23 protein-coding genes are annotated in these 23,365 nt (G+C 65.4%); 12 read left to right on the forward strand and 11 right to left on the reverse strand.

All coding sequences use genetic code 11. The features are described from left to right. Positions 1-48: 48 nt before the first annotated feature. Together fabF and mltG are read left to right on the forward strand one after the other, a co-directional pair. Positions 49-1,311, forward strand: coding sequence for a beta-ketoacyl-ACP synthase II (fabF, locus tag ASF00_RS12465; RefSeq protein WP_055879441.1), 1,263 nt, complete (start codon positions 49-51; stop codon positions 1,309-1,311). Positions 1,312-1,417: 106 nt separating this feature from the next. Beyond that, entirely contained in the window at positions 1,418-2,386 is a 969-nt protein-coding gene (mltG, locus tag ASF00_RS12470; protein ID WP_055879444.1) for an endolytic transglycosylase MltG, read from the forward strand. A 160-nt stretch (positions 2,387-2,546) separates the two neighbouring features. On the opposite strand, the gene eda is transcribed toward mltG, so the two are convergent. The 8 genes from eda to ASF00_RS12510 all read right to left on the reverse strand — a co-directional run bounded on the left by eda (position 2,547) and on the right by ASF00_RS12510 (position 10,033). Continuing rightward, the gene (gene eda, locus ASF00_RS12475; RefSeq protein WP_055879448.1) at positions 2,547-3,155 is read right to left on the reverse strand and encodes a bifunctional 4-hydroxy-2-oxoglutarate aldolase/2-dehydro-3-deoxy-phosphogluconate aldolase; all 609 of its coding nucleotides are present in this window, start codon (positions 3,153-3,155) and stop codon (positions 2,547-2,549) included. After that, a complete protein-coding gene (gene glk, locus ASF00_RS12480; protein WP_055879451.1) occupies positions 3,152-4,120 on the reverse strand; it encodes a glucokinase in 969 nt (322 codons plus the stop codon). Before glk ends, eda begins: the two co-directional genes overlap by 4 nt. 146 nt (positions 4,121-4,266) lie before the next feature. Then, positions 4,267-6,081: a phosphogluconate dehydratase gene (gene edd, locus ASF00_RS12485; protein ID WP_055879455.1), complete on the reverse strand. Its 1,815-nt coding sequence runs from the start codon at positions 6,079-6,081 to the stop codon at positions 4,267-4,269. A gap of 1 nt (position 6,082) precedes the next feature. Beyond that, positions 6,083-6,787, reverse strand: a complete 705-nt coding sequence (pgl, locus tag ASF00_RS12490) for a 6-phosphogluconolactonase (RefSeq protein WP_055879459.1) — start codon at positions 6,785-6,787, stop codon at positions 6,083-6,085. Between the two features lie 120 nt (positions 6,788-6,907). Continuing rightward, a complete protein-coding gene (gene zwf, locus ASF00_RS12495) occupies positions 6,908-8,371 on the reverse strand; it encodes a glucose-6-phosphate dehydrogenase (RefSeq protein WP_055879464.1) in 1,464 nt (487 codons plus the stop codon). Between the two features lie 36 nt (positions 8,372-8,407). Next, positions 8,408-9,331 carry an N-acetyl-gamma-glutamyl-phosphate reductase gene (gene argC, locus ASF00_RS12500; protein WP_055879467.1) on the reverse strand — a complete coding sequence of 308 codons (924 nt, stop codon included), beginning with the start codon at positions 9,329-9,331 and terminating at the stop codon, positions 8,408-8,410. Beyond that, entirely contained in the window at positions 9,328-9,750 is a 423-nt protein-coding gene (locus ASF00_RS19045; RefSeq protein ID WP_235525795.1) for an SH3 domain-containing protein, read from the reverse strand. The genes argC and ASF00_RS19045 overlap by 4 nt, the downstream gene beginning before the upstream one ends. After that, positions 9,674-10,033, reverse strand: coding sequence for a MarR family transcriptional regulator (locus ASF00_RS12510; RefSeq protein ID WP_443024409.1), 360 nt, complete (start codon positions 10,031-10,033; stop codon positions 9,674-9,676). The genes ASF00_RS19045 and ASF00_RS12510 overlap by 77 nt, the downstream gene beginning before the upstream one ends. Before the next feature lie 208 nt (positions 10,034-10,241). Between ASF00_RS12510 and secG the strand changes: the two genes are divergently transcribed. The 10 genes from secG to ASF00_RS12560 all read left to right on the forward strand — a co-directional run bounded on the left by secG (position 10,242) and on the right by ASF00_RS12560 (position 21,079). Beyond that, complete coding sequence (secG, locus tag ASF00_RS12515; protein ID WP_055879468.1) at positions 10,242-10,637, forward strand: preprotein translocase subunit SecG; 396 nt, start codon at positions 10,242-10,244, stop codon at positions 10,635-10,637. 85 nt (positions 10,638-10,722) lie between these two features. Next, entirely contained in the window at positions 10,723-12,357 is a 1,635-nt protein-coding gene (locus ASF00_RS12520; RefSeq protein ID WP_055879471.1) for a CTP synthase, read from the forward strand. 257 nt (positions 12,358-12,614) lie between these two features. Beyond that, positions 12,615-15,074, forward strand: coding sequence for a TonB-dependent receptor (locus ASF00_RS12525; protein WP_055879475.1), 2,460 nt, complete (start codon positions 12,615-12,617; stop codon positions 15,072-15,074). A gap of 279 nt (positions 15,075-15,353) precedes the next feature. Continuing rightward, complete coding sequence (locus tag ASF00_RS12530) at positions 15,354-15,707, forward strand: hypothetical protein (RefSeq protein WP_235525797.1); 354 nt, start codon at positions 15,354-15,356, stop codon at positions 15,705-15,707. 62 nt (positions 15,708-15,769) lie between these two features. Continuing rightward, positions 15,770-16,630 carry a 3-methyl-2-oxobutanoate hydroxymethyltransferase gene (gene panB, locus ASF00_RS12535; RefSeq protein WP_055879481.1) on the forward strand — a complete coding sequence of 287 codons (861 nt, stop codon included), beginning with the start codon at positions 15,770-15,772 and terminating at the stop codon, positions 16,628-16,630. 70 nt (positions 16,631-16,700) lie between these two features. Then, complete coding sequence (locus tag ASF00_RS12540) at positions 16,701-17,453, forward strand: tetratricopeptide repeat protein (RefSeq protein WP_055879485.1); 753 nt, start codon at positions 16,701-16,703, stop codon at positions 17,451-17,453. Continuing rightward, the gene (locus ASF00_RS12545) at positions 17,450-18,772 is read left to right on the forward strand and encodes an outer membrane protein assembly factor BamB family protein (protein WP_055879489.1); all 1,323 of its coding nucleotides are present in this window, start codon (positions 17,450-17,452) and stop codon (positions 18,770-18,772) included. The genes ASF00_RS12540 and ASF00_RS12545 overlap by 4 nt, the downstream gene beginning before the upstream one ends. Positions 18,773-18,944: 172 nt before the next feature. Further along, positions 18,945-20,333 (forward strand): ribosome biogenesis GTPase Der, encoded by a 1,389-nt coding sequence (gene der, locus ASF00_RS12550; protein WP_055879492.1) that lies wholly within the window; start codon positions 18,945-18,947, stop codon positions 20,331-20,333. Between the two features lie 6 nt (positions 20,334-20,339). Next, positions 20,340-20,558, forward strand: coding sequence for a sulfurtransferase TusA family protein (locus tag ASF00_RS12555; RefSeq protein ID WP_443024410.1), 219 nt, complete (start codon positions 20,340-20,342; stop codon positions 20,556-20,558). Positions 20,559-20,641: 83 nt separating this feature from the next. Then, positions 20,642-21,079: an Hpt domain-containing protein gene (locus ASF00_RS12560; RefSeq protein WP_055879501.1), complete on the forward strand. Its 438-nt coding sequence runs from the start codon at positions 20,642-20,644 to the stop codon at positions 21,077-21,079. A 106-nt stretch (positions 21,080-21,185) separates the two neighbouring features. Here the strand turns inward: ASF00_RS12560 and bfr are convergent, their stop codons facing one another. The 3 genes from bfr to ASF00_RS12570 form a co-directional block, all read right to left on the reverse strand. Continuing rightward, the gene (gene bfr / locus ASF00_RS12565; protein ID WP_055879504.1) at positions 21,186-21,701 is read right to left on the reverse strand and encodes a bacterioferritin; all 516 of its coding nucleotides are present in this window, start codon (positions 21,699-21,701) and stop codon (positions 21,186-21,188) included. Between the two features lie 103 nt (positions 21,702-21,804). Then, positions 21,805-21,975 carry a (2Fe-2S)-binding protein gene (locus ASF00_RS19050; RefSeq protein ID WP_082463413.1) on the reverse strand — a complete coding sequence of 57 codons (171 nt, stop codon included), beginning with the start codon at positions 21,973-21,975 and terminating at the stop codon, positions 21,805-21,807. Positions 21,976-22,056: 81 nt separating this feature from the next. Further along, positions 22,057-23,307, reverse strand: a complete 1,251-nt coding sequence (locus ASF00_RS12570) for a DUF418 domain-containing protein (protein WP_055879507.1) — start codon at positions 23,305-23,307, stop codon at positions 22,057-22,059. Positions 23,308-23,365: the final 58 nt, after the last annotated feature.

A 23,365-nucleotide genomic window follows, 5' to 3' on the forward strand; every position in this document is an offset into this window, starting at 1 on the left:
AGAGGGCGGGGAGCCGTTTCGTTTTGCGAGCAGACGGAGTTTGAAGCCATGCGGCGTGTCGTCGTAACCGGGCTAGGCCTGGTCACCCCCCTGGGGGCGGATGTTGAAACGGCCTGGGCGAATATCCTCGCCGGCAAGTCGGGCGCGGGCCCGATCACGCGCTTCGACGCGTCGGATCAGGTGTGCCGCATCGCCTGCGAGGTGAAGCCGGCCGACCATGAGTATGGCTTCGATCCCGGCAAGCGCGTCGATCACAAGGTCCAGCGCCAGGTCGATCCGTTCATCATCTATGGCATCGACGCCGCAGGGCAGGCCCTGGAAGACGCCGGGCTGACCGAAATGACGCTGGAAGAGAGCTGGCGTGCCGGCGTCTCGATCGGCTCTGGCATCGGCGGCCTGCCGGGTATCGAGAGCGAATCGATCGTTCTGCACACCAAGGGCCCGCGCCGCGTGTCGCCGCACTTCGTGCACGGTCGACTGATCAACCTGATTTCTGGTCAGGTCTCGATCAAATACGGTCTGCGCGGTCCGAATCATGCGGTCGTCACCGCCTGCTCGACCGGCGCGCATGCGATCGGCGACGCCGCGCGGATGATCGCGATGGACGACGCCGACGTGATGCTCGCGGGCGGCGCAGAGGGCACCGTCTGCCCGCTCGGCATCGCCGGGTTCGCGCAGGCACGCGCGCTGTCGACCAACTTCAACGATTCGCCCGAAAAGGCCTCGCGTCCGTACGACAAGGACCGCGACGGCTTCGTGATGGGCGAGGGCGCCGGCGTGCTGGTGCTCGAGGAATATGAACACGCGAAGGCACGCGGTGCGAAGATGTATGCCGAGGTGATCGGCTATGGTCTGTCGGGCGACGCGTATCACGTCACCGCGCCGCACCCGGAAGGCGATGGCGCGTTCCGATCGATGCAGATGGCGATCAAGAAGTCGGGTCTGAAGCTCGAGGACATCGATTACATCAACGCGCACGGCACCTCGACGCCTCTGGGTGACGAGCTCGAGCTCGGCGCGGTGCGTCGTCTGTTCGGCGACGCGATCGCGGGCCTGTCGATGTCGTCGACCAAGTCGGCGATCGGGCATCTGCTCGGCGGCGCCGGTGCGGTCGAGAGCATCTTCTGCATCCTCGCGCTGCGCGACCAGATCGTCCCGCCGACGCTGAATCTCGACAATCCGAGCGACAGCTGCGTGGGCGTCGACCTCGTCCCGCACGTCGCCAAGAAGCGTGAAGTCCGCGCAGTGCTGAACAACTCGTTCGGCTTCGGCGGTACCAATGCCTCGTTGGTGATGACGAAGGTTCAGTAAGGCTTGTCCCCCCGCGAAGGGCCGCCCATCGAAGTAATACTTCGATGGGGCTCAAGGCGGGGGCCCAGACTGGGTCCCCGCCTTCGCGGGGATCCAAGGAGTACCAATGCGCAAGGTCGGCTGTTTCGGATTGATCGTCGGCCTAGCGGCGGTAGTAGCGCTGTTCCTGGTCGTCCAAGGCTGGGGCGGCGCCGGCCCGGCCCCTCGCACGCTGACCGTGCAGATCGGCGAAGGCAGCACGCTGGCCGGTGCCGCCACCGAACTCGAAAAGGCCGGCGCGATACCCTCGGCCCGCCGCTTCCGCCTGTACGCACGCGTGTTCGGCTCGGGCGATCCGATCAAGGCGGGCGAATACCGCATCGCACCGCACGCGAGCCAGTCGGACATCCTCGAGCTGATGCAGGGCGGCAAGGTCGTCCAGCGACTGGTGGCGGTTCCCGAGGGCTATCCCTCGGTCCTCGTCCACGACGCGCTGATGAAGGCGTACGGCCTCACCGGCAACGTGCCCGTCCCCGCGGAGGGTTCGATCCTTCCCGACAGCTATGCGTTCCAAGCGGGCGACACGCGCGCGTCGGTCGTCACGCGCATGCAGGCGGCGATGAAGACCTATCTCGCCAAGGCATGGGCTGCGCGCAAACCTGGTATCGCGGTGACGACTCCCGAACAGGCGATCATCCTCGCCTCGATCGTCGAGAAGGAAACCGGCAAGCCGTCCGAGCGCCGCACCGTCGCTGCGGTCTACGGCAATCGCCTTCGTAACGGCATGCCGCTCCAGGCCGACCCCACAGTGATCTACCCGATCACCAAGGGGCGTCCGCTTGGGCGCCGCATCCTGCGATCGGAACTGCACGCCAAGAACGGCTACAACACATACGCCGAAGCCGGCCTGCCGGTCGGCCCGATCGCCAATCCCGGCCGCGCATCGATCGACGCGGTGCTCGACCCGGCGCAGACCCAGGCACTGTACTTCGTGGCGGACGGCACCGGCGGCCACGTCTTCGCGAACACGCTGGCCGAACACAACGCCAACGTGAAGAAATGGTACGCCATCCGCAAAGCCCGCGGCGAGATGTAATCCTACCCGGAACGGGGAGGGGGACCATCCGCAGGATGGTGGAGGGGGGCTCACCGCGCGCGTACCAGCAGAGGCGAATAAGGCAGGCGCTACGCTTTGGGCGCTCCCCCTCCACCCCGCCGCTGCGCGTCGCGGTCCCCCTCCCCGCGCCGGGGAGGAGTTACGCCCGCAACGCGTTGGCCGCGCGGGCCTTTGTTTCGATCTCCGCCATCGTGCCGCCGGTTACCCAGCTACCACCAACGCAGAGCACAGGCTTGAACGCGAGCCACTCGGGTGCGCTTGCTTCGGTGATTCCCCCGGTCGGGCAGAAGCTGCACTGGTAGAACGGCGCGGCGAGCGCCTTCAAAGCCTTCAACCCGCCATTGGCCTCGGCGGGGAAGAACTTGAAGTGCGTGAGCCCCAGGTCGAGCCCGGTCATAATGTCGGCGGCGTTGGCGATGCCCGGCAGGAACGGAATGCCGCTCTCGATGATCGGCGTCGCGAGCCGTTCGGTGAGGCCCGGCGAGACGATGAACTCGGCGCCCGCATCGCGGACCTGTGCGAACTGCTGCGTGTTGACGACGGTACCGGCGCCGACGATCGCGCCCGGCACCTTCTTCATCTCGGCGATCGCTTCGAGCGCGGCACCCGTGCGCAGCGTCACTTCGAGCACGCGCAGGCCACCCGCGACGAGCGCCTCGGCGAGCGGCCGCGCAAGCGCTGCGTCCTCGATCACCAGCACCGGGATGACGGCGCTGGTCTGCATGATATCTGCGATAGTGACGGTCATTGCGTGTGTTCCTGTGCGAAGGCCGCCGCGGCGCCGAACAGGCCGGGCTGGGGATGGGTGATGAGCTTGACCGGCATCGCTGCCATCATGCCTTGGAAGCGGCCCTTGGCGACGAAGCGCTGGTCGAAGCCCGAGCGGATCAGGCGATCCTTGATCCGGAAGCCCAGGCCGCCTGCGATCACGACGGCCTTTGCACCCTGCGCAAGCGCGAGATCGCCCGCCACCGCGCCTAGCGCGAGGCAGAAGCGGTCGAGCGCTGCCAGCGCGATCGAATCGGTGCCGTCGATCGCCTCGGTCCAGATCGTCTTGTCGTCATGGCTGGGGACCGCACGGCCCTCCAGCGCGGCAAGCGTTTCGTAGATCGCGACGATGCCCGGCCCCGCGACGACCCGCTCGGCCGACACGCGCGTGAACGTTTTCCGCAGGCGCTTGAGCAATGCGTCCTCGATCCCGTCGAGCGGGGCGAAGTCCATATGCCCGCCCTCGGTCTCGAGCACCTGATAGCCAGTCTTGTGGCGCAGAAGCTGTGCGACGCCGAGCCCGGTGCCGGGTCCGCAGATCGTCGTGATGCCCTCGGACGGCAACGGCGTGTCGGGGCCGCAGAGGTGGATGAAGTCGCTGCTCGGCACCTGCGCGACCGCATGGCCCACTGCCCCGAAATCGTTGACGACGACCCACTGGTCTGCCTTCAGCCGCTCGGTGATCAACGACTTGCGGATGATCCACGGGTTGTTGGTGAGGCGGATGACGTCGTTCGCGACCGGTGATGCGACCGCGATCGCCAAGGCGCGGGGGAGGGGGCGGCCCAAGCCCGCCTCGAACGCCTGGTAGGCGGTCTGCAGCGACGCGTGGTCAGCGGTCTTCATCGTCGCCGGCTCGCCAAGCGCGACGACGCGGCCATTCTCGACCTCGGCGATCGCGAATCGCGCGTGCGTCCCACCGATATCTGCCGCTACGATTTCCATGTCATCCTCCGTCTATTATTATGATCCCCCGTCATCCCAGCGAAAGCTGGAATCTCAAGCCGCATGGTCCGTCCCCGTGGTGGGAGATCCCAGCTTTCGCTGAGATGACGGCGTTGGGGCTGCGGCGAGGGTGTGTGTGTGACGCTCTAAAGCCCGGCGCCTGCCAGCATCGCCGATGCGCCCTTTTCGGCTTCGTCGGCGAGGCCACGGAACATGCCGAACAGTTCACGGCCCATGCCGCTGACCGGTGGCGGCGTCGCGACCATCTTGCGCGTCGCCCAGACGTCCGCGTCGACCAGCGCCTCCAGCGTGCCGTTGACCGCATCGACGCGGATCATGTCGCCGTCGCGGATCAGGCCGATCGCGCCGTCGAGCAGCGCCTCGGGCGAGCAATGGATCGCGCACGGCACCTTGCCGCTCGCGCCCGACATGCGGCCATCGGTGACGAGCGCCACCTTGAACCCGCGATTCTGCAGCACGCCCAGCGGCGGGGTCAGCTTGTGCAGCTCGGGCATGCCGTTCGCGCGCGGCCCCTGGAATCGGACGACGACGACGACGTCCTTCTCCAGCTCACCGCGCTTGAACGCTTCGATCACGTCGAGCTGGTCGTCGAACACCATCGCCGGTGCCTCGACGATCCAGCGCTCGCGCTCGACCGCGGACACCTTGATGCACGCACGGCCGATATTACCCGCGAGGATGCGCATGCCCCCATCGGGGGAGAAGGGCGCGGTGGCGGGGCGCAGGATCGTCTCGTCACCGCTGTCGGGCGTATCGCGCCAGCCGAGCGTACCATCCTCGACGACCGCGGTCTTTGCATAGGCCGACAGATCCTGCCCGCCGATCGTCATGATGTCGCCGTGCAGCAGGCCTTCGCTCAACAGCTCGCGGATCACATAGGGCATACCGCCCGCCGCCTCGAACGCGTTCACGTCGGCCGAACCATTGGGATAGACGCGCGCGATCAGTGGGACGGCGCAGGAGAGGCGATCGAAATCCTCCCAGTCGATGATGATCCCGGCCGCACGCGCGATCGCGGGGACGTGGAGCAGATGGTTGGTCGACCCGCCGGTCGCGAGCAGGCCGACCGCCGCATTCACGATCGCCTTCTCGTCGACGCAGTGGCCGAGCGGCCGGTAATCGTCGCCGCGCGCACCGATTTTGGCGAGCCGGTGGACCGCTGCGCGGGTAAGTTCCTGGCGAAGCTTCGTGCCCGGATTGACGAACGCCGCGCCCGGCATGTGGAGGCCCATGACCTCCATCATCATCTGGTTGGTGTTGGCGGTGCCGTAGAAGGTGCAGGTGCCCTTCGAATGATAGGCGCCGATCTCGGCCTCGAGCAGTTCCTCGCGGCCGACCAGACCCTCGGCGAACTTCTCGCGCACCGCGGCCTTCGCCTTGTTGGGCAGGCCGGTCGGCATCGGGCCGCCGGGGATCAGCACCATCGGCAGATGGCCGAAGCGCAATGCGCCCATCAGCAGCCCGGGGACGATCTTGTCGCAGATGCCGAGCAGCGCCGCGCCCTCGAACGTACCATGGCTGAGCGCGATCGCAGTGCTCAGCGCGATTGTGTCGCGGCTGAACAGCGACAGCTCCATGCCCGGATACCCTTGCGTTACGCCGTCGCACATTGCCGGCACGCCGCCCGCGACCTGCGCGGTGGCACCCGCTTCTCGCGCCCAGACCTTCATCAGCTCGGGGTAGCGGTAATAGACCGCGTGCGCCGACAGCATGTCGTTATACGCCGTCACGATGCCGATGTTCATGCCGCCATCGGCCTTCATCGCGTCGCGGTCCTCCTCGGTCCCGGCATAGGCGTGCGCGAGGTTCGCGCAGCCTAGACCCGGACGCCGGACCTGCGCCGCCGCCTCGCGCTCGATCAGCGCGAGATAGGCGGCGCGGCTGTCGCGCGAGCGGTCGATGATCCGGTCGGTGACTGCGGCGACGACGGCGTTCAGCATCTCAAGCGGCCCAGTGGACGTCGACGGGCAGCTCGACTTCGGCGAGTACGCGGCCGATCGGATAGCGCGAGGACGGCCCCTGTTCGATCGCCTGTTCCAGCACCTTCTTCTTTTCGTCGCCGGTGATCATGATCATCAGCGCCTTCGACGAAGCGATCGCCGCTGCCGAGAGCGTGACGCGCGCCAGCCCTGCCTCCGGCGGCAGCGGATCGGGCATCACGCCGAGTGCGCGGCGTTCCTTGGGACCGCTCAGCGCCTCGTCATAATCGGGGCCGGGGAAGATCGACGCGGTATGGCCGTCGGTGCCCATGCCGAGCAGGCAGAAGTCGAGCGGCCAGTGCAGGTCCTGCATCAGCGCATCCGCCGAACGGCCCGCCGCCTTGTAATCCGACATCGCCTCGGGGACGATCGGCTTCACGCGCGCGCCCTTGGGAAGAAAGATCTTCGCCAGTGCGGTGACGTTCGACAGCGGATCGCCGAGCTTCACGATACGCTCGTCGCCGGGGATGATCGTGACCTTCTTCCAGTCGAGTTTCGCCTGGGCCAGCTTTTCGTACGCGGCCATTGGCGTCTTGCCGCCCGCCAGCGCGATCACTGCCGAGCCGCGCGCGTCGAGCGCGCTCTCGATGACGAACTGGATGTCACCCGCGACGGCGTTGGCGAGCTCGTCCGCGTCGTCGTAATCCCACCATTCGATCTCGGTCATTCGATCTTTCCTTAAAATCTTTCCGTTCGTCCTGAGCGAAGTCGAAGGACATTGCCACAAGCGGGCGGCCCTTCGACTTCGCTCAGGGCGAACGGACGCGGGGGATAATTCCCCTGAAACTCAGTCGTCCTGCCAGGTCACCCCGTCGCGCTCGGTGAGCGCGATCGCGGCGGAGGGCCCCCAGCTGCCCGATGCATAGCTTTTGGGCTTCATCGCGTTCGCCTTCCACCCCTCGCGGATCGCATCGATCCAGGTCCACTGCGCCTCGACCTCGTCGCGGCGCACGAACAGCGTCTGGTCGCCCTCGATCAGGTCGAGCAGCAGACGCTCATACGCGATCCGGCGCCGCGAGCCGGCGAACTCGGCATCCATGCTCAGGTTCAACGGCACCTCGCGCAGGCGGACGCCCTCGCGATCGAGCCCCGGCTCCTTCGCCATCACCAGCAGCTGGATATATTCCTCCGGTTGCAGGCGGATGATCAGCATGTTGGGCTGCAACAGCCCGCCACGGCCGGCGAACATCGAATGCGGCACAGCCTTGAACTGGATCGCGATCTCGCTGCGTCGCGTCGCCATGCGCTTGCCGGTACGCAGGTAGAACGGCACGCCCTGCCAGCGCCAGTTGTCGACATGCGCCTTGATCGCGACGAACGTCTCAGTGTTCGACGGCTTGCCGAGTTCGTCGGAGTAGCTCTTGACGATCTTCCCTTTCACCGCGCCGTCGGCATATTGGCCGGTGACCGTGACGTGCGGCGCTTCCTCGGGCTTGATCATCCGCAACGAGCGGAAGACCTTGGACTTTTCGTCGCGGACATCGGTGCCTTCGAACCGGGCAGGCGGCTCCATCGCGATCAGCGCGAGCAGCTGGAGCATGTGATTGGCGACCATGTCGCGCAGCGCACCCGCGGTCTCGTAATAGCCGGCGCGTTCTTCGAGCCCCACCGTTTCGGAGATCGTGATCTGGACGTTGTCGATCCCCTGCGCATTCCAGACGGGCTCGAAAAACGAGTTGCCGAACCGCAGCGCGAGGATGTTCTGGACGGTTTCCTTGCCAAGATAATGATCGATCCGGTAGGTCCGCTCCTCGGGGAAAGCCTTTGCCACCGCATCGTTGATCTCGCGGCTGGTCTCGAGATCATAGCCGAGCGGCTTTTCGAGGCCGACCCGGACGGTTTCACCGGCGAGGCCGACCTTGTGCAGCCCCTCGATCGCCGATTCGAACAGCGACGGCGCGGTCGACAGATAGATGGCCAGACCACCCGAGATGTCGCCGATTTTGTCCGCGAGCGGCTGGAAGCTGGCCGGATCGGACAGGTCGGTCGGCTGGTAATGAATCCGGTCGAGGAACGATCCGATCGCGGCCTCGTCCTTGCGATCATCCGACAGGAACTCGTCGAGCGCCTTCTTGGCGAATGCCCGATACTGCGTGTCGTCATAGTCGTGACGCGCCGCGCCCGTGATCGTCAGTTCATGGGGCAGCAAACCGTCGGCGTGCAGGCCATAGAGCGACGGCAGCAGCATGCGCTGCGCGAGATCGCCGGTCGCGCCGAACAGGAGCAGCTTGGCTACGGGATTACGGTGCATGAAAGCTCCTGGAACTCGCCGGGTGGGACGCCGGTCTTAGAAAACAAGGCCGGCCACGGGATCGACCCCGGCCATGATGTTGAGGTTCTGGACCGCCGCGCCGCCGGCGCCCTTGCCCAGATTGTCGAGCGTGGCGACCAGCCGTGCATGGCCGACGGCATCGTTGCCGCAAACCCGCAGCGTCAGGCGGTCGGTGCCGGCATTTTCCTCGATATCGATCGCGCTGATATCGCCAGCCTCGACCGAAACGAGCGTCGAACGGTCGAACGCAGCGCGCAAGACGTCCTCGATCGCCGCCAGACTCGGGCGGCCGGGTAGCGCGTGGAGGTGCAGCGGCACCTCGACGACCATGCCGCGATAGGCGTTGGCTACCGCCGGCGCGAAGATCGGCGCGTGCACGAGGCCGGCATGCTGAGTCATCTCGGCAATATGCTTGTGCGCGAGCCCCAGCGCATAGGCGCGGAACGCCGTCGTCGTCCCGCCCGCTTCGAATTGGGCGATCATCGCCTTGCCACCGCCAGAATAGCCCGACGTCGCGTTGACGCTTAGCGGCAGGTCGGCGGGAAGGAGCTTGGCCGCAACGAGGGGCGCGACGAGCGCGAGGAAGCCGGTCGGATAGCAGCCGGGATTAGCGACGCGCATCGCGGTCGCGACCATCTCGGCCTGGCCCGGTAGTTCGGGAAAGCCGTACGTCCAGCCCGCCGCGACACGGTGTGCGCTGGAGGCGTCGATCACGCGGGTGCGGGGATTGTCGATCAGCGCAACCGCTTCGCGTGCGGCGTCGTCGGGCAGGCAGAGGATGACGAAATCGGCATCGTTCAGCGCCTCTCGCCGAGCGGCAGGGTCCTTGCGCCGGTCTTCGGCGAGCAGCGCGATCGAAATATCATCGCGCCCTGCAAGCCGTTCGCGGATTTCGAGACCGGTGGTGCCGACCGCGCCATCAATGAAGACGCTGGTCATGCGGAGGCTTCCGGCGCCAGCTCAAGCGCTGCGGCCCCGACATAGCCAACAAGGCCGCTCGGTCGTGCGACGCCCCAAGCGGAAACGCCAGCAATTTCCAGCACTTCGAAACTGTCGCCGGGATTGAGGTCGACCATCGTATCGCTCGCTTCATCGCGTCCGCTGCGCAACAAAGTTGCGCGCGTAACGGGCCGTATCATCGGGACGGCATAGTGTGGAGCGAATACGTATTCGGCAAGGCGAATGTCGGCGATATCGCGGCGAATGGCATGCGTGCGCGGGTCGAGGTTCACCGAACGGCCGGTCAGCGCGAAGCTGGCCCGAGCCTTGTCGTCGAACGGCTCAAGCGTGAGCGGCGGTGTGGCCGTTTGCGCCAGCGGGGGCGGGGCCGTCGCCGATGAATTGCCCGAACTCTTCAAGAAAATCTGCCCCTTCGGTCGTGCGCGCGACAAAGATGTTGCGCTTGTCGCTGTCGTCGCGTTGCCGGCGCAGATAGCCGAGCGCACCCAATCTGTTCAAGGCGCGCGTGACCACCGGTTTCGATACGTTCAGCGCACGGGCCAGGCCGCGTACCGTATGCGGGCCCGGTTTGAGGTATACGAGTAGAAGCAGCGCCATCTGGCGATTGGTCAGATCGGGTTCACCCGAACGGACATAATCCACCAGAGCGGTCATCCAGGTCGATAAGGTATTGGCTGCCATTGATGCCACAGCGTTGATCCGCCATCTGAATTTATATGCACGATACCCAGTCATGAGCGTCATTACGGGGTCACAACGCCCGCCCGCACGGCTTGTTTCCGTAGTTTTGCATGCAGCGTGCGATATGCCGTGCCACCGTTCCGGTTGATCGAAGCCGCGCGGTCGCCTATGTGCCCGCCTTCGCAAAAGTTCCGGGGTCTTCCGCGCAATGTTCGCCTTTCTGCTTGTCATCCACGCGATCATCGCGGCCGCCCTCGTCACGGTGATCCTCATGCAGCGGTCGGAAGGCGGCGGTCTGGGTATGGGCGGCAGTCCGTCGGGGCTGATGTCGGCCCGCGGTGCGGCTGATTTCCTGACCCGCGCGACGGGCGTTCTGGGGACGATGTTCGTGCTGTTCTCGATCCTGCTCGCGGTTCTCGCGGCGAATCACCGGACCACGACGATCGACACCTCGCTCGCGCGGACCCCGGCGGCCGCGACGGCCGTTCCGACCGCGCAGCCCAAGGGTGATGCGGCACCGTTTGCCGGTGGCGCTGAAAACGCCGGCGCTCCGGCGGCGGCAACGGCCCCTGCCGACAACGGCGCGGTCCCACTCGCCCGATAAATACTCCATTCGCCGATAATTAGCCCCTGCGTGAACCGCGGGGCTCTTGTCGTTCGTCCCCAACACACGCTACGAGACTCTTCCCATGGCTCGGTACATTTTCATCACCGGGGGCGTGGTTTCGTCGCTCGGTAAAGGTCTCATGGCGGCATCGCTTGCCGCTCTCCTCCAGGCACGCGGCTACAGCGTCAGGATCCGGAAGTTCGATCCGTATCTGAACGTCGATCCCGGCACGATGTCGCCCTATCAGCACGGCGAGGTCTACGTCACCGACGACGGCGCCGAGACCGATCTCGATCTCGGCCATTACGAGCGCTTCACCGGCGTTCCGTCGCGTCAGTCGGACAACGTCACCTCGGGGCGCATCTATCAGCAGATCATCGCCCGCGAGCGGCGCGGCGACTATCTTGGCGCGACCGTGCAGGTCATCCCGCACGTCACCGACGCGATCAAGGCGTTCGCACGGGCGGAGACCGACGATCTCGATTTCGTCCTGTGCGAGATCGGCGGCACCGTCGGCGATATCGAATCACTTCCGTTCATCGAGGCGATTCGTCAGCTGAAGAACGAGGAAGGTCGCGGCAAGGCGATCAGCATCCACGTGACCTTGGTGCCGTACATTGCGGCCGCGGGCGAACTGAAGACCAAGCCGACTCAGCATTCGGTCCGCGAACTCGCAGCGCTGGGTGTCCAGCCGGACGTTCTCGTCTGCCGCTGCGAGCATCCGCTGCCGCCGTCGGAGCGCGCCAAGATCGCGCTGTTCTGCAACGTGCCCGCCAGCGCGGTCATCCCCGCGCTCGACGCGAAGAGCATCTACGCGGTGCCACTCCAGTATCACGGCGAAGGCCTCGACATCGAAGTCCTCCGCGCGTTCGGGATCGAACCCGCCGATGCGCCCGATCTGTCGCGCTGGACCGAGATCATGGACCGGCTAACCAACCCGCAAGGCGAAGTCACGATCGGCGTGGTCGGCAAATATGTCGGGCTCCAGGACGCGTACAAGTCGCTCAACGAGGCGCTGGTCCACGGCGGCATCGCCAACCGCGTCAAGGTCAACGTCCGCTGGATCGACGCCGAATTGTTCGAGAACGCCGAAAGCGACATCGCCGGGCAGCTGGAGCCGTGCGACGCGATCCTCGTTCCCGGCGCGTTCGGCGAGCGTGGCGCAGAGGGCAAGATCGCCTCGGTCAAGTTCGCGCGCGAGCGGAAAATTCCGTATTTCGGAATCTGCTTCGGCATGCAGATGGCGTGCGTCGAGGGCGCGCGCGGTCTTGGCGGCGTTCCCGCTGCCTCGTCGACCGAGTTCGGCCCGACGGACGAGCCGGTGGTCGGTATGATCACCGAATGGATGGGGCGCGAAGGCCTCGAAACGCGCGCGGCCGAGGGCGACATGGGCGGCACGATGCGGCTGGGCGCGTATGACGCCAAGCTCGACGGCAACAGCGTGGTCGCGTCGATCTATGGCGGGACCGATATTTCGGAGCGTCATCGTCACCGCTACGAAGTGAACACCGGCTACAAGGAAGCGCTCGAGCAGGGCGGCCTCGTCTTTTCCGGCATGTCGCCCGACGGCACACTGCCCGAGATCGTCGAGCGTCCCGATCATCCGTGGTTCGTCGGCGTCCAGTTCCACCCGGAGCTGAAGTCTAAGCCGTTCGATCCGCACCCGCTGTTCGCCAGCTTCATCGAAGCCGCGGTCAAGCAGAGCCGCCTGGTCTAAAACGGCCTTTCCCGGCGGGAGAGGCGGCGTGGGCGATTGCTCGCGATCGTCATTCCCGCGGGGGCGGGGACCCCTAAATAGCTGACCTTTGTGTCTCTGGATCCCCGCCTCCCTGGGGATGACTGGCTCCCGACAAAGGCAGCCGACGTTCGAGTCGACAGCGGCGAAGTCCGGCTTTCCAAGACCAAAGACACAACCACATTGAATCCCCCCTGAATTACTGGACATTATGCACCAGGGTTCAGGGGAAATACTCGATGTCGTTTACGCTCGCTCTGCTGTTGGCCGGTCAGGCCGCCACCGTTCCATCGTCCTCCACTCCGCCTACTGCGCCGCAAGCCCCGGTCGATGAGCAGGCGCGCGGGCGGCTCGGCAACCAGCAGCAGGGCGGCGGGGGGGACATCGTCGTCACCGCCCGCCGTCGTGCCGAGACCATTCAGACGGTCCCGATCGCAATGTCGGTGATCGGCGGCACCGCGCTCGCCGAGACCGGCGCGTATAACGTCAGCCGGCTGACGCAGCTCCAGCCGACGCTGCAATTCTACTCGACCAACCCGCGCAACTCTGCTGCCAACATACGCGGTCTCGGCGCGCCGTTCGGCCTGACCAACGACGGGATCGAGCAAGGCGTCGGCATTTATGTCGATCAGGTCTATTACAGCCGGATCGCATCGGCGACGTTCGATTTCACCGACACCGAGCGGATCGAAGTTCTGCGCGGACCACAGGGTACGCTCTACGGCAAGAACACGACCGCCGGCGCCATCAACATCTACACGCGCAAACCCAGCTTCACGCCCGAGGCGCGGATCGAACTCACGACCGGCAATTATCAGTTCATCCAGGCAAAGGCATCGGTGTCGGGCCCGCTGGTCCCCGACAAGCTCGCAATCCGGCTGTCGGCGGCGATTACCGAGCGCGATGGCACGATCCACAACGTCGCGACGGGTAAAAACCTCAACGCGCAGGACAATAAGAGCGTGCGTGGACAGCTCTACTGGAAACCGACCGACACGCTCGATCTGGCCCTGTCAGGCGATTACGGCCAGCAGAATCCAAATTGCTGCGTGCAATATTACGCACGCACCGGCGCCACCCAGCGGCCGCTCACGCGGCAATATGCCGCACTCGCCGCTGCGCAAGGCTATGTCGTGCCATCGACGAATGCATTCGATCGGATCACTGATGTCGACACGCCGCTGCGCGCGAGGCAGGAATTGGGCGGGGTGTCGCTGCTTGGCAATCTGGATCTGGGTGCGGCGACGATCACCTCGGTCAGCGCCTGGCGGTTCTGGAACTGGGATCCGTCGAACGACCGCGATTTTATCGGCCTGCCGATCACCACCGTCTCCGCCAATCCGTCGCAGCAGACGCAGTACAGCCAGGAGCTGCGGATCGCGTCGAACGGCAAGCACACGCTCGATTACGTGCTCGGCGCGTTCTATTTCTACCAGACGATCGATACGCAGGGCCTCCAGGTCCAGGGCCCGGCGGCAAGCGCCTATCTGCTCAACCCGACCAGCGCCAACAGCCGCAACCCTGCCGTGCTGAACGGTCTGACCTCGCGCAACACGATCGGCTTCACCAACACCAGTGCGGCGTTGTTCGGTAAGCTCACCTGGCATGTCACCGACCGGCTTCAGATCGCGCCCGGACTGCGGCTCAACTACGACAAGAAGAATGGTGACTACGTCTCGACCGTGACGACCGGCACCGGCGTGGCGCTCAACTGCTCGGCCACCGCACAGGGGGCGAGCAGCGTCGTCAGGGACCAGTGCGGCGTGCTCGCCCCGCAAAGCTATCGGCCGAACTTCGACAACTGGAACCTGTCGGGTGACATCACGGCCGCGTACACCGTGACGTCCGACATCCACGCCTATGCCACTTACGCGCGCAGCTATAAATCGGGCGGCATCAACCTGTCCGGCCTGCCGCTCGACCTTGCCAACGCGCCGATCCTGTCTGCCGCGACCGTAAAGCCCGAAAAGGTGAATCACTTCGAACTTGGCCTGAAGACGCAGCTGTTCGATCGTCGGCTGACGCTCAACCTCGCCGCTTTCTGGACCGAGATCAGCGATTACCAGGCGACCGTCACCAACGGCCAGCTCGGCGTGCTGCGTGGGTATCTCGCCAACGCCGGCAAGGTCCGCACGCGCGGCCTCGAAATCGACTCGGCCTTCCGTCCGTCGTCGCGGTTCAGCATCTATGCGAATGGTGCGTATACCGATGCGAAATACGTCAGGTTCGTCGACGCGCCGTGCCCGCCCGAACTCTCCGGCGGCTCCGCGCCGACCGCGACCAGCCCGGCGGGAGCGGCTGGCACTGGGACGGTCAGCCCGCTCAATTGCGACATCTCCGGTCAGCGCCTGCCCGGCGTCTCGAAATGGGCGTTCTCCTACGGCGCGGAATACGACCTGCCGGCGTCGTTCGCCGGGCTCGATGGGCAGGTCTATCTCGGCTATGACGGCAGCTACCGGTCGACCTTCTCTTCGAACCCGTCACGCTCCGCGTATACCGACATCAACGGGTACGCGCTCAGCAACTTCCGTCTTGGATTCAAGGCGAAGGACAGCTGGAACGTATTCGGCTGGCTGCGCAACGCGTTTGACCACAATTATTATGAAGTGCTCGCGCTGCAATCCGGCAGCACCGGATTGGTCGTCGGTCAGCCGGGCGATCCGCGCACCTATGGCCTGACCGTCTCGCGGTCGTTCTGATCGTCATTCAGAAATCGTCACGACGCGTTCAGGTTGCACGCGATAAACCGTGAACATGGCCCGGAGGGACGTCGCAGTCGGAAGCTCCCGACGTCTCTCCGGTTCCGAAACGACGTCATCTTGCCGCATATCGGGGCCCTATTGCCTGTACCCTCTGCGCGGCGCAGTCTGTTACCCCGAGACAACAGGGGTGGCGCTATGTTCTTCGTACGACAGGGACCCTTGTGGTTTCGACTTACAACAGGCGTGCTCGTCCTCTGGGCGCTCGTCGGATGCTTCATGTGCTTGCAACAGGTACGGCTCGGCGCCGACGCTGTGGGCCATGCGACCGCCTATGATCGGGCGCTCTATGCGGCGTTGCCCGCTTGGTATGAGCCGCTGTTTGCCATCGCCGTGCTGACCGGACTAGTGGGTAGCGTCCTGCTGTTCATGCGACGGGCTACCGCCCGCCCGTTCCTGATCGCCTCGTTGGTCGCGACGACCGCGCAGTTCGCCTGGCTGTTCGCCTCGACCGATATCATCGCGCACAAGGGCGCGGGCGAGACGCTCGTCTTCCCCCTCCTCATCGCCGCGATCGCGGTATTCACGATCTGGCTCGTCGGCCATGCGCGGCTGAAGGGGTGGGCGGTCTGATGCCCGCAAGCCCGACGATGGGAAGGCTGGGCGAGCCCAAGGTCCCACGCTAGAAAGCGGCCATGTCCACGACCTACACCCTCGACACCGCGACGAGTCGCGCGAACCCGACGCCGGCGCCGCTCAAGCGCCTGACGATTCCCGCGATCCGACGGCAGAAGGGCAAGACGCCGCTCGTCATGCTCACCGCCTATACCGTGCGGACCGCGCAGTTGCTCGATCCGCACTGCGATATGCTGCTCGTCGGCGACAGTCTGGGGCAAGTGGTCTACGGCCTGCCGTCGACCGTCCCCGTCACGCTCGAGATGATGGCCGCTCACGGCGCGGCTGTCGTGCGCGGCAGCTATCATGCGGTGGTCGTGATCGACATGCCGTTCGGCAGCTATGAAGCCTCGCCCGAAAAGGCGTTCGAGAGCGCGGCGTGGTTGCTGAAACAGACCGGCGCGGCAGCGGTAAAGCTCGAGGGCGGCACCGCGATGGCGCCGACCGTCAAGTTCCTGACCGAGCGTGGCATTCCGGTGATGGGGCATGTCGGCCTTACCCCGCAGGCGGTGAACGTGCTCGGCGGCTACGGCGCGCGTGGTCGCACGCCCGAGGAAGCGGCCAAGATCGTCGCCGACGCGCAGAGCATCGCCGAAGCCGGCGCCTTCGCGCTGGTGATCGAGGGCGTGGTCGAGCCGATCGCGATCGAGATCACCACCACGATCGCCTGCCCGACGATCGGCATCGGTGCGTCGGCGCAGTGCGACGGGCAGGTGCTGGTCGCCGAGGACATGCTGGGGATGTTCGAGCGGACCGCCAAGTTCGTGAAGCGCTTTGCCGATATCGCCGATACGATCGCGTCGGCGGCGCAGACCTATGCCGAGGACGTCCGCACCCGCGCATTTCCGGGGCCTGAGCAGGTCTACGCCCCCAAGGATTGATCCGCTTCCGTTTCGGTCCCGGCGCGGCTAAGGTCCGCGCCGTCCATCCCCAAATATTCCGGAGCTGTCCTTGGCCCTCCCGCCGAAAACCGATGAAGCATTTTTGCGCGAGGTCGACGAAGAACTCCGCCGTGACCAACTCGCCGGATTCTGGACGACTTGGGGCAAATGGGTCGCGATTGGCGTCGTCGCCGCACTCGCTGCGTTTGCTGGCTTCCTCTACTGGCAGCATCGCGATGGCGAGGCCGCCGGCGTCGCCGGTGAGCAGCTTCAGGCTGCCTACGATTCGCTAGGCGCGAACAATGCCGCTGCTGCGTTGAAGCCGCTCGCCGAGCTCGCCAAGTCGAACCGTGACGGCTACCGTGCGCTCGCGCTGTTCACGCAGGCCGATATCCTGCTTCAGAAGAACGACCTGAAGGCAGCCGCGGCCAAGCTCGGCACGATCGCCGCCGATGCGTCGCTGGCCAAGCCGTTCCGCGATCTCGCTTTGGTCCGCCAGACCTCGGCCGAGTTCGATACACTGAAGCCGCAGGTCGTCGTCGAGCGCCTCCGTCCACTCGCCGTTCCCGGTGGTGCATGGCTCGGTAGCGCGGGTGAGATGGTCGCGATTTCCTATCTCCGGATGAACCAGCGGCAGCAGGCGGGCGCGTTGTTCGGCCAGATCGCGCGCGATACCGGCGTACCAGAGACGATCCGTCAACGTGCGGTTCAGATGGCCGGCGTACTGGGCGTGGACGCTGTTGGCAGCCAAGGTTCTACCGACGGGCCGACCGCCAGAGTGATCGCTCCGGCCGCATCAAACGAGGATACCAAGGCGCAATGATGAAGACATATCGGGTGACGGTCGCCGTCGCCGCGTTGGTGGCGCTCAGCGGTTGCGGAATCTTCAAGGGCGGCGGCAAGAAGACGCCTACGCTGGGTGATCGCGTGTCGATCCTGGTCTCGGAAAACGAGGTCGAGACCGACAAGACGATTGCCGATGTGCAGGTCCTGCTGCCCGCGCCTGCGGTCAACGATGCTTGGTCGCAGCCCGGTGGCAACCCCGCCAAGTCGATGGGCCAGCTCGCGCTTGCCGATCAGCCCAAGCGGCTGTGGCAGTCGGGGATCGACGGCGGCTCGAACCGCGAACGGCTGGGTGCCGCCCCCGTCGTCGCCGACGGCAAGCTGTTCGTGACCGACGTCACCGCGACGATCCACGCGTTCACCGCCGATACCGGTGCGGCGTTGTGGAGCGCAGGGATCACCGAAGGCGATATAAACCGTGCCGCGCGCTTCGGTGGCGGCGTCAGCTATGACGACGGCAAGCTCTATGCCACCGACGGCGTCGGCGATGTCGTCGCGATGAGCGCGGCAGATGGCAAGATCTTGTGGCGTGCCAAGCCCGGCGCGCCGTTGCGGGGCGCACCGACCGTCGCCAATGGCGCGGTGTACGTTCTGACCCAGGACAACCAAGTCTTCTCGCTCAACCAGACCGACGGCAAGGTCCAGTGGGTCCAGTCGGGGACACTCGAGACGCAGGGCGTGTTCGGTGTCGCGGCCCCCGCGGTAAGCCAGGGTACCGTCGTCGCGGGTTTCTCCAGCGGCGAGCTCAGCGCCTATCGCTACGAGAATGGCCGCATTCTGTGGCAGGACGCCTTGTCGCGCACCTCGGTCACCACTTCGGTGTCGAGCCTGTCCGATATCGATGCCGCACCGGTGATCGACGGCGGCCGCGTCTATGCAGTCGGGCAGGGGGGGCGCATGGTCGCACTCGAACTGTCGACCGGACAGCGCCTATGGGAGCAGAACTTCGCGGGCATTTCGACGCCTTGGATCGCGGGGGAATGGCTGTTCGTGGTCACCGACGACGCCAAGCTCGTCTGCCTGTCGCGTTCGAACGGCAAGGCCCGCTGGATCGCGCAGTTGAAGCGGTTTCAGAACGAGAAGAAGCGCAGCAACGCGATCACGTGGTTCGGCCCGATACTGGCCGGCAACCGCTTGATCCTGACCAACTCGCGCGGCGAGATCAATTTCGTTTCGCCGACCGATGGCACGATCAGCGCAACGATCGAGACGAAGACGCCTTTCTCGCTGCCGCCGATCGTCGCGAACTCGACGCTCTATACGCTCGACCAGAAGGGCAAGGTCACCGCTTACCGGTGATAAAACTCCCTCGTCCGTCGGAAGCGGGAAGGGGGCCACATTGAAGGTAAGGAAGGGTGAGGGTGACGCTTCGACACGTTGCCCTCACCGTAACGTGACTATGTCGCTTCCCCATGTCCCGACGGGATAGGGACTAGGTGACCTTTGCCGCGACACGCGCTAAGGGCCTGCCATGTCCAAACTCCCCGTGGTCGCGATCGTCGGCCGCCCAAATGTCGGCAAGTCGACCCTGTTCAACCGCCTCGTCGGCAAGAAGCTCGCGCTGGTCGACGACCGGCCCGGTGTCACGCGTGATCGACGCGAGGGCGATGCGTCGTTGATCGGGCTCGAATTCCGCATCATCGACACCGCCGGCTACGAAGACCACGACGCGCAGACGCTGCCCGGCCGGATGCGCCAGCAGACCGAAGCCGCGGTCGAGCAGGCCGATGTCGCGCTGTTCCTGTTCGACGCGCGCGCCGGGATCGTGCCCCTCGACGAAGAGATTGCGCGCTGGCTGCGTACCGCCGACGTTCCGGTCATCCTCGTCGCCAACAAGGCCGAAGGCCGGGCAGGCGAAGACGGTATCCTCGAGTCGCTCGCCCTCGGCTTTGGCGATCCGGTGCAGTTGTCTGCCGAGCATGGCGAAGGCCTGGGCGACCTGTTCGAAGGCCTGCTCCCGCTGCTCGAAGGCAAGGAAGAGCCGCCCGAGGAACAGCCCGATAACGAATATGAAGGCCCGCTGAAGCTCGCGATCGTCGGCCGCCCGAATGCGGGCAAGTCGACGCTCGTCAACCGCATCCTCGGCGAAGATCGCATGATCACCGGCCCCGAGGCGGGCATCACGCGCGATTCGATCAGCGTCGATTACGACTGGCACCCGACCGGCGGCGAAGCGCGCAAGGTGCGGCTGATCGATACCGCGGGGATGCGCAAGCGCGCCAAGGTGCAGGACAAGCTCGAGAAGATGTCGGTCGAGGACGCTCTGCACGCGGTCGACTTCGCCGAGGTCGTCGTGCTGCTGCTCGACGCCACGCTCGGGCTCGAGGCGCAGGATCTCCGCATCGCCGACAAGGTGCTGCAGGAAGGCCGCGCGCTCGTCATCGCGCTGAACAAATGGGATATCGCCGAGAGCGCGTCGTCGCTGTTCAACGGCGTCAAGCGCGCGCTCGAGGATGGCCTCAGCCAGGTCAAGGGCGTCACCGTGATGACCGTGTCCGGCGCGACCGGCAAGGGCATCGACCAGCTGCTCCAGGCGTGTTTCGACACGCGCGATGCGTGGTCGAAGCGCGTCGGCACCGGGGAACTCAATCGCTGGTTCGAGCGCGCGATCGAGGCGACCCCGCCGCCGGCCCCGGGCGGCAAGCGGATCAAGATGCGCTACGTCACGCAGGTCAAGACGCGCCCGCCAAGCTTCGTCATCTTCGGTACGCGCGTCGATCAGCTCCCCGCCAGCTATGAGCGGTATCTGGTCAATTCGATGCGCAAGGACCTCGGCTTCGGCGCGGTGCCAGTGCGCCTGATGTTCCGCGCACCGAAGAACCCGTATGACGATAATGGCAAGGGCGGCGGCGGTAGCTAGACGCTGGTGTACGGGGTGGTCCACATCGATGCCCGGGGAATGCGCTGTCCCTGGCCGGCGGTGCGGCTGGCGCGCGCGTTGCGCGACGGTGCGCGGCATGTCGAGGTACTTGCCGACGACCCGCAGGCCCCGGCCGAACTCTCGGCGGTCGCCGAGGTGTCGAATGCCGAGGTGAAGATCGTTTTGGACAATTTTTACCCGATCTTTGTCGTCACTTGTCGGTAGTGTGACAACATTGTATTTACTCGGACCGGCTAAGTTGCGGTTCTGAGCTTCGTGGCGCTATTGCTCAACGGGAGAAGGCGACAGTGTCGTTCGAAGGAAGCACCTTGGTCAACTGGCCGGCATTTTCGCAGGCGCGGGCTGAACTCGGTGCCGGGTTTGTCCGTATCCTCGGCTATTTTCGCGAGGACGGCGTGAAATCTGTCGCGTCGATCGAGGCCGCGATGCGGTCGCTGAGCGCAGCCGCGATGGTGATCCCGGCGCATACGCTCAAGGGCGAAGCGCGGCAGTTCGGAGCCGAGCCGCTCGCCGATCTGGCCGAGGCGATCGAGACGATCGCGCGCGACTGCGTGGAGATGCAGGACACACCCGAAGAGGCGCTGGAGCATATCGTCAACCTGCGCCCGCTCTTCGACCAGACACTGACGCTGCTCGAGCGTGAGGCCAACCCGATCATCGCGCGGAAGCCCGTAGCGGGTGGTTTCGGCCGTCGCGCCGTGCCGACCGGTTTAGGCGAACACTAGGATCGAGCCGACCCGTCCTCGCCCGCACGGGGGAGCATACAGGCCGCCCGATAGGCACAGGCGATACTCGGCAGGGGCATCGCCTGGTGATTACCGCCTCAGGTGATTACCCCTTCAGATACGGTGCCGCGCCAGCCTTGGGCGAGTCATGCTCGGAGATCGAGTTCAGCTGGATGTAGTTGTGGATGCCCATCCGCGCGATCATCTCGAACTGGCGCTCAAGCGTGTCGACATGCTCTTCCTCGCTCGCGAGGATCCGCGCGAACAGGTCGCGGCTGATGTAATCCTTGACCTCTTCGCAGTAGGAGATCGCGCCCTTGAGCTGGACGGTCGCCTCAACCTCGAGCGCGAGATCCGACTTCAGGACCTCCTCGACGGTCTCGCCGATGCGGAGGCGACCGAGCAGCTGGAAGTTGGGCAAGCCATCGAGAAACAGGATGCGCTCCGACAACCAGTCGGCATGCTTCATCTCGTCGATCGATTCCATCCGCTCATATTGGGCGAGCTTGTAGACGCCCCAATGCTCGAGCATCCGGTAATGGAGCCAATATTGGTTGACCGCGGTCAGCTCGTTCTTGAGCGCCTCGTTCAGATAGTCGATTACTTGGGGGTCGCCGCGCATGGCCATATCTCCGTCACCTCTGACGGTCATGTAGCGGGCTGACGCAGATCAATACAACCCCAAAGAATGGCAGTTTTCTGGGCTTTGTCAGCTGCTGCGACGCTTATGCAGCAGCGCGTTCCTCGTCGATAATCGCTCGCGCTATCGACGCGCATTGGCCGCATTTGGGTGTGCGGCCCATCGACCGGAACGCCTGGCAGGGGGTCGTACAGCCACCACGTGCGCAGCTGCGGACGTCGGATTCTCGTATGGCATTGCAAACGCAGACGACCATGGATGCTCCCTCGCTCTGCGACCCGGGTATAGCTAATGCGACACGCTCGCAAGCTAAATTGCGTCGCGTTCGCAACAAGCGTTATCGGTTCACCGCGAACGCGGAACCTCGCATCGGCTGCCACGCGAATCGCGCGAAACTTCGCCACAACCATTCGAGCGGACCGTAGCGGAACCGATCGAGCCAGGGCTTCGACCACGCGAGCATCAGCAGCCAGACCGCGACCACAATCAGATAGAGCTGCGCGCGGGACAGGCCGCCGTAGAGGCCTAGTCCGTAGCCGTAAAAGACGGTGGTGCAGATCAGCGTGGTGCCGAGATAGTTGGAGAACGCCATCCGACCGGCTGCCGAGAGGCGGGGCGTCAGCCAGCCGTCGCGACGGGCAAGCAGGATGATCGCGGCGGCGTAGCCCATGATCGTCGGCGGCCGGAGCGGTGTTGCGAGCGCCAGCCACGATAGCGCGACGTAGCGCGCGTCGAATCGGTGGGCGATGGCGAAGGCCGCGATCGCCGCATAGCAGAGCCAGCCGATCCCGATCCCGGCGACCGCGATCACCCGATAGCGTCGCCGCGTCCATTGGCCGGTCAGGAACCCCGATCGCAGCCCGGCCATGCCGAACAGCATGAACCCTAGCGTCTCGGGTCCGTTGACCGTGAGCGACGTGATCGGGCCGGCCGCGTGCGTCCAGCGCCATGCGACCAGATCGCGCCATCCGCCGCGTCCGATCGCGAGGTCTCGGGCGATGACGGCGGGGCTGGGCTGGCCAAATTGATCCGCCAGACGCTGCCAGTTCGCGACGACGCGGGGCGCGGCGCCGGCTTTATGGGCGGAAGCGTGCAGATCGAACGCATACGCCACCAGCGTCGTGAGTTCGACCATCTGCACCGCGATGCAGGCGAGCCCGATTCCGATCAGCCACCGCACCGGCAGCCGCACGAACATGAAGGCGAACGCGCCGACGAGCGCGTATTGCGTCAAGATGTCGCCCCACCAGAGCAGATAGAGGTGCGCGATGCCGAACACGAACAGCCACGCCATCCGCCACAGATGCACCGTGGCGGGGTCTTCGTCGCGCGCCCGCGCACGGTCGATCACCAGCATCATCGACGCGCCAAACAGGAACGAGAACAGCCCGCGCATCTTGCCGTCGATGACGATGAAGGTGGTGACCCAAGCGATCAGGTCGGGGGTGCTCGGCCAGCCCATCGACGCGGGGGTCATATAGGCGAATTCGGGCAAGCCGAACGCGGCGATGTTGGCGGCGAGGATACCCATGACGGCGACGCCGCGGATGACGTCCAGCGTGGCGATTCTGGCGGGGGTGGGGGTCATGCGGGAACAGTGAAGTTCAGGAAGTTCACACGCTCGCGCGTGTCCTGATGGCGGACCG

Origin of the sequence: Sphingomonas sp. Leaf34, from assembly GCF_001421805.1 — a bacterium.
GTDB lineage: Bacteria > Pseudomonadota > Alphaproteobacteria > Sphingomonadales > Sphingomonadaceae > Sphingomonas.

Bases quoted from the DNA above. Each gene is read 5' to 3' on its own strand.
- panB (WP_055879481.1), top strand. From the start codon at position 15,770: ATGTCCACGACCTACACCCTCGACACCGCGACGAGTCGCGCGAACCCG.
- pgl (WP_055879459.1), bottom strand. From the start codon at position 6,787: ATGACCGAGATCGAATGGTGGGATTACGACGACGCGGACGAGCTCGCC.
- fabF (WP_055879441.1), top strand. From the start codon at position 49: ATGCGGCGTGTCGTCGTAACCGGGCTAGGCCTGGTCACCCCCCTGGGG.
- ASF00_RS12510 (WP_443024409.1), bottom strand. From the start codon at position 10,033: ATGGCAGCCAATACCTTATCGACCTGGATGACCGCTCTGGTGGATTAT.
- zwf (WP_055879464.1), bottom strand. From the start codon at position 8,371: ATGCACCGTAATCCCGTAGCCAAGCTGCTCCTGTTCGGCGCGACCGGC.
- ASF00_RS19050 (WP_082463413.1), bottom strand. From the start codon at position 21,975: ATGGTCGTCTGCGTTTGCAATGCCATACGAGAATCCGACGTCCGCAGC.
- der (WP_055879492.1), top strand. From the start codon at position 18,945: ATGTCCAAACTCCCCGTGGTCGCGATCGTCGGCCGCCCAAATGTCGGC.
- glk (WP_055879451.1), bottom strand. From the start codon at position 4,120: ATGGAAATCGTAGCGGCAGATATCGGTGGGACGCACGCGCGATTCGCG.
- ASF00_RS12530 (WP_235525797.1), top strand. From the start codon at position 15,354: ATGTGCTTGCAACAGGTACGGCTCGGCGCCGACGCTGTGGGCCATGCG.
- edd (WP_055879455.1), bottom strand. From the start codon at position 6,081: ATGCTGAACGCCGTCGTCGCCGCAGTCACCGACCGGATCATCGACCGC.
- ASF00_RS12570 (WP_055879507.1), bottom strand. From the start codon at position 23,307: ATGACCCCCACCCCCGCCAGAATCGCCACGCTGGACGTCATCCGCGGC.
- bfr (WP_055879504.1), bottom strand. From the start codon at position 21,701: ATGCGCGGCGACCCCCAAGTAATCGACTATCTGAACGAGGCGCTCAAG.
- ASF00_RS12525 (WP_055879475.1), top strand. From the start codon at position 12,615: ATGTCGTTTACGCTCGCTCTGCTGTTGGCCGGTCAGGCCGCCACCGTT.
- eda (WP_055879448.1), bottom strand. From the start codon at position 3,155: ATGACCGTCACTATCGCAGATATCATGCAGACCAGCGCCGTCATCCCG.
- ASF00_RS12520 (WP_055879471.1), top strand. From the start codon at position 10,723: ATGGCTCGGTACATTTTCATCACCGGGGGCGTGGTTTCGTCGCTCGGT.
- secG (WP_055879468.1), top strand. From the start codon at position 10,242: ATGTTCGCCTTTCTGCTTGTCATCCACGCGATCATCGCGGCCGCCCTC.
- mltG (WP_055879444.1), top strand. From the start codon at position 1,418: ATGCGCAAGGTCGGCTGTTTCGGATTGATCGTCGGCCTAGCGGCGGTA.
- argC (WP_055879467.1), bottom strand. From the start codon at position 9,331: ATGACCAGCGTCTTCATTGATGGCGCGGTCGGCACCACCGGTCTCGAA.
- ASF00_RS12545 (WP_055879489.1), top strand. From the start codon at position 17,450: ATGATGAAGACATATCGGGTGACGGTCGCCGTCGCCGCGTTGGTGGCG.